The sequence below is a fragment of the Colwellia psychrerythraea 34H genome (assembly GCF_000012325.1).
In the GTDB taxonomy this organism is placed as follows: Bacteria; Pseudomonadota; Gammaproteobacteria; order Enterobacterales; family Alteromonadaceae; genus Colwellia; species Colwellia psychrerythraea_A.
This window is the reverse complement of record NC_003910.7, coordinates 3,545,214-3,559,174: the sequence shown is the minus strand read 5'-3', so window position 1 is coordinate 3,559,174 and position 13,961 is coordinate 3,545,214. Positions and strand designations below refer to the sequence as shown.

Sequence of the window (13,961 nt, the reverse complement as noted above, 5' to 3'; positions counted from 1 at the left end):
TTTGTTTTCTGAACAAAATGGGGAGGATTAGCAGTCCTATTTGGGGGGCTAAATTAGATTAATTGTTAGTGGGTAAGGAGTTAGGATTATTGAATGAAGTGGTATTAGTGTTGTTATTTTTGAAAAATGTATCGAATTGAGTCATGTAGACTTGCAAAATTCACCGTGGATATTGCAATGTAACTTCTTTTATTTAGCTAAATTGAACCGATAAGCGGAAGTCTTACTTGCTAGAAATAACTTGAAAATAACTTGAAAACAACTTGGAAGTAAATGGGTAGAGAGGGGCGATTCTGACTAGTGCAGACGCTATTATATTTGATTCAAGTAATGATTTACTGCTTGAGTAAAATACTATCTTTTGATGAAATCAAAAGGCCGATACATAATGTATCGGCCTTTTCTTTGGATCGTTCTTAATCGTAGCTACAGTAATTTCTAAAAGAAGAAAATAACTTACTTTGCTTGATTGAAAAGATTAAAAGCACTTGAGAAATCTTTTGCACCATTACCATTGGCAGCATGCATAGCGTATAAACTACGCGCTAATGCACCCATTGGTGTTGATGAGTGACTTTTTACCGCTGTATCCATCGCCAAGCCTAAATCTTTAGCCATCAAGTCAACCATAAAGCCACCCTGATAATCATTAGATGATGGGACATTTTCCATTACACCAGGGCAGGGGTTATAGACATCAAGAGTCCAGTTACTGCCTGAACTACTACTCATAATATTTGACAATACGGAAGCATCTAAACCATTGCTGATACCTAGTTGTAAAGCTTCAGAGGTCGCTAACATTAATACTGATAACAGCATGTTGTTACAGGCTTTAGCCACCTGACCAGCGCCATGATTACCGGCATGAAAAACATTTTTACCCATGGTATCTAAAACGGGTTTAGCTTGGTTAAAATCAGCTTCACTGCCACCAACCATAAAGCTTAATGTACCGGCAGTTGCACCACCTACGCCACCAGAAACAGGAGCATCAATAAAATTGATACCTTGTTCTAACAAAACAGTACCAACTTTGATTGAAGTAGCAGAGTCAATGGTAGAAGAGTCAATAACTAAAGCGCCTTTAGCGATATGATTTATCAAGCCATTTTCTGAGAGAAATACGGCTTCAACATGCTTGCCAGCAGGCAGCATTGAAATAATAAATTCAGCATCTTTCACACAATCACTGGCTTGTGGTTGCGTTGTTGCACCTTGCTCTACTACGTTAGCAACGGCTTGCTCTGATAAGTCAAAAACACAAACCTGATGTCCGGCTTTGACTAAGTTGATGGCCATTGGGCCACCCATATTTCCTAAACCTATAAAAGCAATATTCGCCATGACGTTCTCCTGTTGTTTGTACTTAATTATTTTAAACGGCAGTGCTAAGACGATACACTACTGTTGTATTAAAATATCCTCAACTATTAACCTCTCAATGATAAATTCTCGACGATAACCTCTCATTGAAAAAGAGGCGTCGAGAACTTCTTATCGAAAAATAGTTGGTGCTTTATTTCATGCTAATAGTGGTGTGAACATTCAATCCATCTTCATGATCTGGTTCAAACCAACGTGCCGTTACTGACTTAGTTTGTGTCCAAAAGCTAACTGTTTGTTTACCGTTTGGACCTAAGTCACCCAATTTTGAAGCTCTTGATCCAGTAAAGCTAAAGAAGGCAACTGGAACCGGAATAGGAACGTTAATACCGACTTGGCCAACATCAATTTCATTTTCAAATAAACGCGCATTCCAACCTGAAGAGGTGAAAATAGAGGTACCATTACCATTAGGGTTAGCATTGATAATTGCGATGGCTTCTTCTAATGTTTCAGCTTCTAAAACACATAATGCTGGGCCAAAGATTTCTTGAGTATAAATATCCATGTCAGTAGTAACATTGGTGAATAATGTTGGGCCAACAAAATTACCATTTGGATAACCTTCAACCTGACAGTTTCTGCCATCAATTAACATGGTAGCGCCTTGCTCAACACCACTATCAAGTAAGCTGATAATACGTTTTTTAGCTTGAGGCGATACAACAGGGCCTAAGTCAGCATCACGCTGAGAGCCAGGACCTACTTTCATTAATTTTGCACGTTCTACTATTTCAGGTAACCAATCTCGAGACTTGCCAACTAAAATAGTGACAGGGTTAGCCATACAACGTTGACCGGCAGCACCAAAAGCTGAACCAAGTAAATCATTGATAGCTCTGTCTTTATTTGCATCAGGCATAATAACCATATGGTTTTTAGCGCCCATCATTGATTGTGCACGTTTTCCATGTTTGCTCGCGTGATTGTATATATGCGTACCAACATGAGTAGATCCAATAAACGATACTGCTTTTACGTGTTCATGTTCAATTAACGCATTCACTGCATCAGGGCCGCCGTGGACAACATTGATAACGCCTGCAGGTAAACCCGCTTCAATAGCTAGTTCTACAAAACGTACTGTTGATGAAGGAGCTTGCTCTGATGGTTTAAGAACAAAGGTATTACCACAAGCAATTGCTGGCGGAAACATAAAGGCCGCTAGCATTAATGGAAAATTAAAAGCCGTAATACCTAGGCCTACGCCAAGTGGCTTATGTAATGTATAAGTGTCGACACCAGTAGCAACATTATTGCCCATATCGCCTAGTTGTAAGCGAGTTACTGAAGAAGCATTTTCAATTGCTTCTAACGCTCGACCAACTTCACCTTCAGCATCAGGTAATGTTTTACCATGTTCCAATGTTACTAACTCAGCTAACTCTTGAGTATTTTCACGAACCAAATGTGCAAAATTTACCATAATGCGCATACGATTAGTTAACGACGTTTTAGACCAAGTTTTGAATGCAGTTTGTGCACTTTGAACGGCTAATTCAATTTCTTCTGCAGTTGCAATAGGGACACGAGCAACAACTTCTTGAGTCGCAGGGTTTAAAACATCTAACCACTCTGTAGTTTGTGAACGAACTTTTTCACCATTAATGATTAGTGGAACTTCAGTAATACTCATAGCAACCTCTATTTATTAAAAACATTAAAAACATTAAAAACATTAAAATTATTTAAATCGATATAAGCAAGATAGGCCTTTCTTAATGTTGTCACAATAAACATAAATGCAATACGCTTTGCATTTTTGCAATGGCATTCTAGAAAGAGTAGACTAAGTAGATGAATTGGGATGATATTAAAATATTTCTTGAGGTTGCTCGTGCCGAGCGACTATCAACAGCCGCTAAACGCTTAACGATGGATGCTTCCACTGTGTCTAGGCGTTTGCATAAGTTAGAAGAAAGTATAGCGACAAAACTATTTGACCGAACGCAAGACGGTCATGTATTAACGCCTGATGGCGAAATGTTACTTACATCAGCCTGTAAAATGGAGCAGGATGCACAACATGCACTTTCCAGTATTCACAATAATAATGAAGAAAATTGTGGCTTAGTTCGTATTGGTGTGACCGAAGCGTTAGGTAATTTTTTTGTTTCACCCAACCTTTTGACATTGCAACAACAGCATCCCAGCATTGATGTACACTTATTACTTTTTTCACGTTATGTAAAAATCAGTAGAAATGAAGCCGATATCGCTATTGCAGTTGAGCGTCCCAAAAGTACCTCGATGATAGTGTCAAAACTTTGCGATTATAAATTACAGCTTTACGTACATCAGGATTATTTAGACCATAATTTAAAGCAATATCCGCAAGGTATAACCCTTGATAATTTAGCTGAACATAAATGGGTCACTTACGTCGATAATCTAATATTTACCGACCAGCTGTCCTACATAAAAGAGTTAGACCGTTATTTATCAGGTGAGTTAAAAGCAAATTTTAGTAGCACCAGCATTATCAGCCAATATTTTGCGATTAAAAGTGGTTTAGGTATTGGAATTCTTCCTTGTTTTCTTGCCGATCAAGATAAAAGCCTTATTAAACTTCATAGCCAAGATATTACTATTAGCAGAAGTTTCTGGCTGGTTACTCATCCAGAGAGTAAACGATTGTCACATGTAAATACCGTTTGGCAATACTTAAAACAATTAGTACTAGAGCATGCTGAGTTATTAAATCCAAAAGAATAACCTCAATTATATTCAATCTTTTATTGCGTAATACCCCCGTAAATAACGTGAATAATTGCAGACAATGCTGCTGTTTTGTTGTCAACACACCGAAGATAAATTTAAAATCTCCCTAGCAGCTTCATACAGACTTTGTTATTGTGTTTGTAATAGTAAAAGTTTTCATTTAATAAAAAACAGCCGATATTATAATAATCATAGTCGGTTGAAGGATGAATTTAATTATGTTCGATAACATGAAAATAATATTGGCTGACGATCATCCTCTATTTCGCCAAGCATTAACCATCACGTTAAAATCTCACTTCACTAGTGCGGTAATTGTGGATGCGCAAAATATTCCTGAGCTTGAGCTGCATTTACAAAGTGAAGAGAAAGCTGATTTACTCTTGCTTGATCTGGATATACCTGGGGCACATGGTTTTAACAGTTTAATTAGTATTAGACGTTCACATCCTGACTTAGGTATCGTGGTTATTTCTGGTTTTGAAGATAAAGAAACAATCCATAAAGCGATGAGTTTTGGCGCTGCTGGTTTTATTCCTAAATCGACGCCGGTACCTCAAATGCTTGTTGCCATAAAAGAAGTACTTAATGGCACATTATGGACACCTGACGGTGAGTTTAACCCGAATGAAAAAGTCAATAATATAGATGATAAAATTGCGTCTTTAACCCCTAAGCAGCATGAGATTCTATTAATGTTTGCAGATGGGTTACTCAACAAGCAAATAGCGTCTCAGCTTGGTACATCAGAATCTACCATTAAGAGCCATGCCAGTATTATCTTTTTAAAATTGGGTGTACGAAACCGCACTCAAGCGGTGATCACTTTAAATGAATTACAATTAAATCAAAGCACTTTTGGTCAGTGATACCAATGCTTTAAGTTAATACCTACTGTTGTTGATTGAGCTATACAGCAAGGCTGTGTTGCTCAATCCCAATAGCCAGCTTATTACTCGTTCAAGTATTCAATTAAGCACTTAATTAAGTACTCAATCAAATAATCAACCAAGCCCTTATCCTGATTTATTGTCTCTGCGTATAACAATAATACTCACACACAGTACTTTTTTATGTATTATTTTGTGAGTAATTCTTTGCCAGTTCTTCGGTGAGTAACGAGCTCATTAAAGCACGTAAAGCAAGGGGTCTGATTATTTTGCGTAAATAGCCAATATTATGCTGTTTAGTTAACGCCATCAGGTTTTCACCTGTCGTTGCGGTAATAAGAATGGCAGGCAGTGCATAAGGACTCATTGCTCTTAATTGTTTAATAAGCCCTATGCCATTAACGGGATCAATTGAACATGAACTATCATTCCTCTCACTGATCAGCATATCAGTAGCCATAATAGTGTTATCGTCTTGGCAACCGTCTAGTTGATAATCGACCAGTAAAATATCAATCTCGTCTTCGTGTTTTGCATAAAGCTCTCTGGCTTGCTGGGCGTCAACAGCGGTGAAAACTTGACACTGCCATGCACTCAACAATTTAGACATGCCATCAAGTATTGCGGGCTCATTGTCTATACACAATACGCCTACACCGTGCAAACTCATACTCGCAGGGGGTAATGTTTGCTCTTTTGCCGCAGGCGCTAGCGTCATCGGTGCATTAACACTAAACAAACAGCCATGACCTGGTTTCGATTTTAAATCAATTTTGTGCTCAAGAATATTCGCCAAGCTCTGGGCAATATTTAGTCCTAAGCCAAGTCCTTTAGGGCCCATAACATTGCTATTGTTTAATTGAGTAAACTGGTCAAAAACTTGCTGTTGTTTGTCTATCGGAATGCCAGGGCCGTTGTCGAACACTTGGATTGATATTTCATTACCTTGTCTTCGACAACCCAACAATACTTTACTCTGGTTTTTCTTGTCACATCTATGGGCATAGCGGAAGGCATTACTGAGGAAGTTTTGTACAATTCTTGCTAGTAAGGTGATGTCACTTGCCACATAAGTTTTACTCATTTTACAATGAAACTCTACATGATATTCATCTGTTAAGGCATTAAATTCATTGGCTAACATAGTGAAAAGCTCTTTGATTTCAATGGGCTCAATAGTTGGCGTGATATTACCACTTTCTATACGTGCTATTTCATTGAGATCTAGCAACAAGCTATTTGCTATCTCTAAAGAATTATCTATCTTTTTTATTTGTTCTCGTTCTTCATTACTGACTCTTGGACTTAAAGATATGGCGGAAGAAAATAACCTTGCGGCTGAGAGCGGTTGTAATAAATCATGGCTACACGCTTTTAAATACTGACTTTTCTTGACGTGCGCTTGCTCAGCTTTAGTTTGTGCTTGTATGAGTTCATGGTTAGCAAGTGCCAACTCTTTGTTTGCCTGTTCAAGCTCGGCAGTACGAAATTGTACCCTTGATTCGAGATCGGTATTTTCTTCTTTCAACACCTCTTCTGTCTGACGATACTGAGTAATATCAGAGAATATCATCACAAAACCACCACCGGGAATTGGACTGCCTTCTATACGAATGTTTTTGCCATTTTTTAGTTTATATTCAGTGTTATGGCGACTACCTTCCATAATATACTGAATACGTTTTTTAACGCGTAAATCGATATCTTTAGCAAAATAACCTTGCTGACTTAAATTGAAATGTATTAGCTGACTGATAGGGCAACCAATATAAATAAATGCCTCTGGATAGCTAAAAATATCTAAGTATTGTTTATTCCAAGCAACTAACTTTAGCTCGCTATCGATAACTGAAATGCCTTCGCTCACATTTTCAATAGCACTTTGTAATACCGTGCGACTAAACTCTAATTGTTGAGTTGAGTTATCCTCTACCAATTTAGCGACTTGATCAAAGGCCATGCCGCGGCTACTAATCGCCAGAGACGTGACCAACTTTGCTGAGGCTGATCCTAAGACACGGGCAAGAGTGTTTTCTGCATGAAACAATATCGCTTCATTAAATTTTTTGTTGTCCTTAGTCTGATTCATCGAATGAAACTTTTCAAAGCACTTGGTTGCTTTTTCTTCACCTATAAATCTAGCCACTAAAAGCTCTAACTCTACAATGTCTACTTTGGGCTGCGATGGCAGGCTCCACTTGATTTTTTTTCTGTCTGTATAGAAAAATTCACTTTGCATTTGCTCTCGAATACTTTGTCTTGTACCTAAAGAAACAAGCCATAGCGCGATAACATTAATGAGCAAGCCAATAAGGGTTATTACGGTCGTTTTAGGTAAGTCTGTGTTTTCTAAAGGGTGGGCATATATGCCTAATTGAGGTATTAAATTAAATACCGTCCAAATAGTAAAACCACAAATTATCCCTGCAAGCACACCCGCCAGTGTTGCTCTACGCCAATAAAATGCGACAAATAAAGCGGGACCTATTTGAGCTATTGCGCCAAAAGCGACTTCGCCTAATGATGATAATGCATCGGGAGGTGATACCAATAACAAGCCATAACTTAGAAAAATAACCAGCAGTACCAGTGTTTTACGGATAAACAATAACTGTAATTGAAAGTGATTAAAGTCTTGTTGCTTTTGGCGTGAAAAGTTAAACATGACCGGAAACACAATCTCATTACTGAGCATGGTACTAAGAGCAATAGTTGAAACAATAACCATCGAACTTGCTGCTGAAACAGCGCCTAAAAAGGCAAATAAAGATAACCACACTTGGCCATCCAAAGCAGGCAAAAATAGTACATAAGCATCTGCAGCGAGAGAACTGCCATAATTTAAATTACCAGCTAAGCCGAGAACAGCGGCAAAAAAGCCAAAAATAAGTAAATAAACCGGTAAAACCCACCTTGCCATACCGCTTGTTTTTTTATCTTTTATTTCAACAAACATTACTTGAAATTGTCTTGGCAAACATAAGAAAGCAGACATGACGATGATTAACATGCCAAACAAAGCAAACAGGTTACTGAACTCAAACTGTTTCTCAATATCAAACTGATCTTTTGATAATTCCCAAATATCCATAGGTGAGTCATAAATAATAAAGCTGACGAATAAACCTACTAACAGGAAAGCAATTAACTTCACCAGCGATTCAAAGGCAATTGCTATCATAACTCCGGGGTGACGTTCGGTAATGTCTATTGTTCTAATACCAAAAATAATGGTGAAAACAGCGAGGATAATGCTAACGACTAAACCAATTTGCCAAATAGGTAGGTCTTGAGTTTCTTGTAATATTTGATAGGAATTCACAATCGCTTTTAGCTGCAGTGCTATATAGGGCATGGTGCCTATTAAGGCGACTAAGGTAATAATAATTGCTAAGGTTTGTGATTTACCAAAGCGTGCTGATAACAGATCGGCAATAGAGGTAATTTTGAGCTTTAAACTGGTTTTTATAATACGTTGAATGAAAGGCCAAGCAAAAACAAACAGCACAATGGGCGCTAAATAAACAGAAAGGAAAGTAAAAGAGTGATTAGCGGCTTGTGCTGTCGTACCTAAAAAACCCCAGGAAGTACAATAAACACCTAATGATAAGGCATAGATAATCGTTTGTTGTTTTGCTTCTAGCTTATTACGATATTTCCCACCTAAATGAGCAATCAGAAACAACAGACCTATATAGCCAATACTAACGCTAACCAGCAACCAATTCGCAAACATAATATTAAACCTACTTAACTATTCAACTACTTATCACCTGTTAAATTTAACATATTTCTTTAAATAAAAACCTCTATATTTCTACGACTTAAGGACTAGTCTTTGAATGAATTATTTCCTACGACTAAAGGACTAAGCGCTAGGTGCTAAGTCTTATTTCCGATTGTTACATTTTTGTACTGGCTTATGATGATTAGGTAAACCTGACTTCGGTTGACATAAAACACACATAATAAGTTCAAATAAAATAACAAATATAACAAGGGAAATAGCAATGGTTAGCAATAAATTTAAAAAACTACTACTCGCCTCACCTTTACTTGTAGCTGCTAGCGCAGCAAATGCTGGTTACGACATAAAAATATCAGACGAAGATAAAATATCTTTCGGTGGATATATCAAAGTCGATGCCCGCTATGTTGATGGTAATGTTGGCTATAAGCCTTTCTGGATTGGTTCAGGCACTAAACTTGCTGAAGATGCTTCACAATTTAATATTTTTGCCAATGAAACTCGTTTCAACATGAAGTACACCCATGGCGAAGTAATGGGCTTTATTGAAATGGATTTTTGGGGCGGCGAAGGTAACCAAATCGTTTCAAACTCTGCTCATCCTCGTATTCGTCATGCGTTTATCAAATATAAAGACGTATTAGCAGGGCAAACGTGGTCAACCTTTATGAATACTAGTGCTATTCCTGAATCAGCAGATTTTGCTGGTGCAACACAGGGCTTAGTATTTATACGTCAAGGTCAAGTACGTTACACCATGGGCGATTTCCAATTCTCACTAGAGAATCCTGAAACTTGGGGTGGTGATACCGCAAATGACAGTGTTCCAGATGTAGTAGCACGTTATAACTTAAAAGGTGACTGGGGTTCTGTTTCATTCTCTGCTCTAGGTCGTCAACTTAATACTAATTCAGGTGAATCTGAAACAGCTATTGGTGGTTCAATTGCCGGTCGTATTAAAACCATTGGTAAAGATGATTTTAGATTCCAATTCCACCAGGGTGAAGTAGGCCGTTATGTGGGTGTTGGTTTCACTAAAGATATCAATACTGATACTGCAGGCGTTGAAAAAGTTGAAGACACCACTGCTTATCTAGCTGCATACCGTCATTACTGGACTGAAACATTAAGATCTACGGTGCTTTACGGTTCAGCTGAAGCTGATTATTCAGGTGCTGAAAGTAGTCAATGGAGTGTTAACTTATTTGAAAACCTAACTAAGCAATTAGCGGTAGGTGTTGAAGTAGGTCAGTACAGACAGGACAACCTAGATGCAGATTCTAATTATGCTCAAGTAACAATGAAGTACGTACTTTAGTTTTATCTTAGTACGCGTAACAACTCCCATTTTGTTGTTACGTTTTTGAGGGGGAAGTGTTCCCCCTCTTTTTTAGGTACAGGACGTACGGTATATCACAGTGACAGATGCTATATGGATGTAGCTTATTAGACAGCAGATTGTCTTGATGTTTCAAGCGTGTAAAAACGCATATATTTTTTTATCAATTGAGGAGTGTGAGTATGACTGAGTCAATACTCAAAGTAGAGAACGTTTCATTAGCGTTCGGTGGCGTAAAAGCACTAACCGACGTTAGCTTTGAAGTTCCCCGTGGCTCTGTATTTTCCATTATCGGTCCTAACGGCGCTGGTAAAACCTCCATGCTTAACTGTATCTCTGGACGGTATCAACCTAATTCTGGAAACGTTATTTTCAATGACAAAATTGTCACTGATCTACGTCCAAATGACAGAGCAGATCTTGGTATGGGCCGCACCTTTCAAAACTTAGCTTTGTTTGGTCACATGTCAGTTTTAGATAACATCATGGTTGGCCGTCATCACCTATTGAAAAATAACTGGTTAACAGGGCCTTTATATTGGGCATCACCTGCGCAAAAAGAAGAACTTGCCCACCGTCGTTATTGTGAAGAGATTATCGACTTTTTAGAAATTTCTCATATCAGAAAATCTGTAGCTGGCACCTTGTCTTATGGTTTACGTAAGCGTGTTGAGCTAGCGCGTGCAATGGCATTAAAGCCCAAATTAATTCTTCTTGATGAGCCTATGGCTGGTATGAATTTAGAAGAAAAAGAAGATATGGCTCGTTATATTCTCGATTTAAATGAAGAGTTTGGTATCACGGTAGTGATGATTGAGCACGACATGGGCGTAGTAATGGATATTTCACACCAAGTAATGGTGCTTGATTTTGGTAAGAAGCTAATGTCAGGTTTACCTGAAGAAGTGATGGCTGATCCACATGTTAAACGTGCTTATCTTGGTATCGAAGATGATGATGAAATAGAAGAAGCCGTAAAGGAGGCTAGCTAATGTCTAACTTACAAGCAGCAACAAAAGATTTTGAAATGGGGGAGTTAGATACTTTTCCAAAAATACTGAGACAAAATGCTAAAAGCTGGCCAAATGATATTGCCATGCGCGAAAAAGAGTTCGGTATTTGGAACGAATTTACCTGGGTAGATTATAACAATCGCGTTAAGTGGTTATCACTAGCGTTAATAAAATTAGGTGTTAACCCGAAAGAAGCTATCGCTTTGTTAGGTGATAACAGACCAGAGTGGGTTTGGGGTGAAGTAGCAGCACATTCTATGGGTTGTTACTCTATCGGTATTTTCCAAGACTCCTTACATGAAGAAGTGGTTTACTTACTTAATAAAAGTAACGCCACTGTAGTTATCGCAGAAGACGAAGAGCAGTGTGATAAATTGCTTGAGTTAGGCGACGACATTCCAGATGTAAAACTTATTGTTTATTGCGATCCACGTGGCATGCGCAAATATGATGATAAGCGTTTGATCAGCATTGAAGAGATATATAAGCAGGGGCAAGCAATAGAAAAAATGTCACCTGAGTTATACGACACTTATGTTGATGCGACTAATGCTGATGAAACTGCTATTTACTGTACTACATCAGGCACAACCTCAAAACCTAAAATAGCCTTTTTATGTGGCGGTAATTTTGTTAAGCACTGTAGTTCATATTTACGTGCTGATCCTCGCCAGCCTGGCGATAACTATGTATCTGTATTACCACTTCCATGGATCATGGAACAAGTCTATGCCGTTGGCCAAGCTTTAATTGCTCGTCAAATAGTCAATTTTGTTGAAGGTCAAGAAACACTGATGGCTGATTTACGTGAAATTGGACCAAACTTTGTTTTACTTGCACCACGCGTTTGGGAAGGTATTTTAGCCGACGTTAAAGCCCGTATGATGGATTCTACGCCACTTAAACAAAAATTATTTGATTATGCTTTTGCACTCTCTGAAAAAGCACAGTTAGAGGGTAAACGTTCAGGGTTTGCCGATTTTTTATTGATGAATGCCTTAAAAGATAGATTAGGTTTCAGCAATTTGAAATCAGCGGCAACTGGTGGCGCTGCTATGGGTCCTGATACGTTCAGATTCTTCCAGACTATCGGTGTTCCGCTACGTCAACTTTATGGTCAAACAGAGTTATGTGGTGCTTACACAGTTCACAAAGAAAATGACGTTGATTACGACAGTGTTGGTGTTGCTTTTGATACTGCTGAAGTCAAAGTTATTAATGCTGATAAAGAAGGTGTTGGTGAGGTTATCGCTAGAACTGTGGGTATGTTCACCGGTTATTTAGATAATCAAAAAGCCTATGACGAAGATGTTATTGATGGGTGGATGCATACCGGTGATGCTGGTTACTTCAAACCTTCAGGGCACTTGGTCATTATCGACCGAATCAAAGATTTAGCTAAAACCAGCAATGGTATTCAGTACTCACCACAATATATTGAAAACAAATTGAAATTCTCATCATTTATTGGTGAAGCCGTTATTTTAGGTAAAGACAAACCTTACTTAAGCGCCATTATTTGTATTCGATTCTCTATTGTTTCTAAGTGGGCTGAACAACAAGGTTTAGGTTTTACTAACTACACCAGTCTTTCTGCTTTACCTGAGGTTTATGAAAAGCTTAGTGAAGAAGTGGAAAAAGTTAACGCGACATTACCTGACGCACAAAAAATCAATAAGTTTATTTTACTTTATAAAGAACTTGATGCAGATGATGGCGAATTAACACGTACACGTAAAGTACGACGCACTGTTATTGCTGACAAATATGGTGACATTATCGAGTCTATTTACGACAACAAAGAGATAGTTGATATCGATACCGTGATTACTTTCCAAGATGGTGGTAGCTCACGTATTCAAACGACACTTAAGGTTGCGACGGTAATTGAAAATGATGGTAGTGCTGTTTCATCAACAAGTAGTCAAACTCAGAGGAAAGCATCATGAATTTTGAACTCTTAACTCAATTAGTCATCAATGGCCTTATTGTTGGCTTGTTGTACGGTGTAATTGGTATGTGTTTTGTGTTGGTTTATAAATCAACCCAAATTGTTAACTTCGCCCAAGGTGAGTTTTTACTTATCGGTGCCTGGGTATGTTGGGCGTCATTGATTTACTTAGAGTTACCATTCTTTTTAGGTTTTATATTATCACTTGTATTTATGGCCGGCTTTGGTGTGCTGTTACAAATGGTCGTACTACGTCCTATGATTGGTGAGCCGATCATCTCGGTGATCATGGTCACTATCGGTCTGTCTATTTTCTTCCAATCGTTAATGAAATGGATATTTGGAGTCTCCCCACAAAGTTACCCGCAAGTATTTGATACGCAAAGTATTAACATCTTGGGATTAAATGTGGAAATGGCGTACTTAATGAGCACGGTAATCGCGTTAATTATCATGGTCGCGTTCTATTTATTCTTTAAACACTCTAAGCATGGCTTAGCAATGAGAGCGACTGCTTTTGATCAACAAGCCTCGCAAAGTCTAGGTGTGTCTGTAAAGCATGTTTTTGCGATGAGTTGGGGTATTGCAGCAACCGTTTCTGCTACGGCAGGGATAGTGCTAGGTATGGTTAATGGTGTTTCAGATTCACTTTCTATTATGGGTATCAAAGTATTCCCAGCCGTTATTTTAGGCGGGTTAGACTCAATTATTGGCGCCATTGTTGGTGGTCTCATTATCGGTGTACTAGAAAACGTCGCTGAGTTTTTTGATAGTCAATATTTACACATTGGTAATATGTACGATATCGCACCATTTTATGTGTTGTTAATTATTCTTTGGTTCAAACCTTACGGTTTATTTGGCACCAAAGACATTGAACGTATATAGCATAATTTTAGCTGGGCCTATCTAG

Annotated in this window: 9 protein-coding genes; 6 read left to right on the top strand and 3 right to left on the bottom strand. The window is 38.3% G+C overall.

Annotated elements, in window-relative coordinates; genetic code table 11:
* Window positions 1–456: 456 nt before the first annotated feature.
* Window positions 457–1,347: a 3-hydroxyisobutyrate dehydrogenase gene (mmsB, locus tag CPS_RS15275; protein WP_011044185.1), complete on the bottom strand. Its 891-nt coding sequence runs from the start codon at window positions 1,345–1,347 to the stop codon at window positions 457–459.
* Between the two features lie 172 nt (window positions 1,348–1,519).
* Entirely contained in the window at window positions 1,520–3,022 is a 1,503-nt protein-coding gene (locus CPS_RS15270) for a CoA-acylating methylmalonate-semialdehyde dehydrogenase (protein ID WP_011044184.1), read from the bottom strand.
* A gap of 161 nt (window positions 3,023–3,183) precedes the next feature.
* Here CPS_RS15270 and CPS_RS15265 point away from each other — a divergent pair, with 161 nt between their 5' ends.
* Together CPS_RS15265 and CPS_RS15260 are read left to right on the top strand one after the other, a co-directional pair.
* The gene (locus CPS_RS15265) at window positions 3,184–4,101 is read left to right on the top strand and encodes a LysR family transcriptional regulator (RefSeq protein ID WP_011044182.1); all 918 of its coding nucleotides are present in this window, start codon (window positions 3,184–3,186) and stop codon (window positions 4,099–4,101) included.
* A gap of 224 nt (window positions 4,102–4,325) precedes the next feature.
* The gene (locus CPS_RS15260) at window positions 4,326–4,976 is read left to right on the top strand and encodes a response regulator transcription factor (protein ID WP_011044181.1); all 651 of its coding nucleotides are present in this window, start codon (window positions 4,326–4,328) and stop codon (window positions 4,974–4,976) included.
* Window positions 4,977–5,178: 202 nt separating this feature from the next.
* On the opposite strand, the gene CPS_RS15255 is transcribed toward CPS_RS15260, so the two are convergent.
* Window positions 5,179–8,733: a hybrid sensor histidine kinase/response regulator gene (locus CPS_RS15255; RefSeq protein ID WP_011044180.1), complete on the bottom strand. Its 3,555-nt coding sequence runs from the start codon at window positions 8,731–8,733 to the stop codon at window positions 5,179–5,181.
* A 274-nt stretch (window positions 8,734–9,007) separates the two neighbouring features.
* On the opposite strand from CPS_RS15255, the gene CPS_RS15250 reads away from it, so the two are divergent.
* The 4 genes from CPS_RS15250 to CPS_RS15235 all read left to right on the top strand — a co-directional run bounded on the left by CPS_RS15250 (window position 9,008) and on the right by CPS_RS15235 (window position 13,936).
* On the top strand, window positions 9,008–10,063 hold the full coding sequence (locus tag CPS_RS15250; protein WP_011044179.1) for a DcaP family trimeric outer membrane transporter: 1,056 nt from the start codon (window positions 9,008–9,010) through the stop codon (window positions 10,061–10,063).
* 203 nt (window positions 10,064–10,266) lie between these two features.
* Window positions 10,267–11,076 carry an ABC transporter ATP-binding protein gene (locus CPS_RS15245; RefSeq protein WP_011044178.1) on the top strand — a complete coding sequence of 270 codons (810 nt, stop codon included), beginning with the start codon at window positions 10,267–10,269 and terminating at the stop codon, window positions 11,074–11,076.
* The gene (locus CPS_RS15240; protein WP_011044177.1) at window positions 11,076–13,046 is read left to right on the top strand and encodes a long-chain fatty acid--CoA ligase; all 1,971 of its coding nucleotides are present in this window, start codon (window positions 11,076–11,078) and stop codon (window positions 13,044–13,046) included. The genes CPS_RS15245 and CPS_RS15240 overlap by 1 nt, the downstream gene beginning before the upstream one ends.
* Entirely contained in the window at window positions 13,043–13,936 is an 894-nt protein-coding gene (locus tag CPS_RS15235; protein WP_011044176.1) for a branched-chain amino acid ABC transporter permease, read from the top strand. The genes CPS_RS15240 and CPS_RS15235 overlap by 4 nt, the downstream gene beginning before the upstream one ends.
* Window positions 13,937–13,961: the final 25 nt, after the last annotated feature.

What these genes read in the sequence shown, in the direction of transcription:
- mmsB (WP_011044185.1), bottom strand. Translation starts at nt 1,347, where the DNA reads ATGGCGAATATTGCTTTTATAGGTTTAGGAAATATGGGTGGCCCAATG.
- CPS_RS15270 (WP_011044184.1), bottom strand. Translation starts at nt 3,022, where the DNA reads ATGAGTATTACTGAAGTTCCACTAATCATTAATGGTGAAAAAGTTCGT.
- CPS_RS15265 (WP_011044182.1), top strand. Translation starts at nt 3,184, where the DNA reads ATGAATTGGGATGATATTAAAATATTTCTTGAGGTTGCTCGTGCCGAG.
- CPS_RS15260 (WP_011044181.1), top strand. Translation starts at nt 4,326, where the DNA reads ATGTTCGATAACATGAAAATAATATTGGCTGACGATCATCCTCTATTT.
- CPS_RS15255 (WP_011044180.1), bottom strand. Translation starts at nt 8,733, where the DNA reads ATGTTTGCGAATTGGTTGCTGGTTAGCGTTAGTATTGGCTATATAGGT.
- CPS_RS15250 (WP_011044179.1), top strand. Translation starts at nt 9,008, where the DNA reads ATGGTTAGCAATAAATTTAAAAAACTACTACTCGCCTCACCTTTACTT.
- CPS_RS15245 (WP_011044178.1), top strand. Translation starts at nt 10,267, where the DNA reads ATGACTGAGTCAATACTCAAAGTAGAGAACGTTTCATTAGCGTTCGGT.
- CPS_RS15240 (WP_011044177.1), top strand. Translation starts at nt 11,076, where the DNA reads ATGTCTAACTTACAAGCAGCAACAAAAGATTTTGAAATGGGGGAGTTA.
- CPS_RS15235 (WP_011044176.1), top strand. Translation starts at nt 13,043, where the DNA reads ATGAATTTTGAACTCTTAACTCAATTAGTCATCAATGGCCTTATTGTT.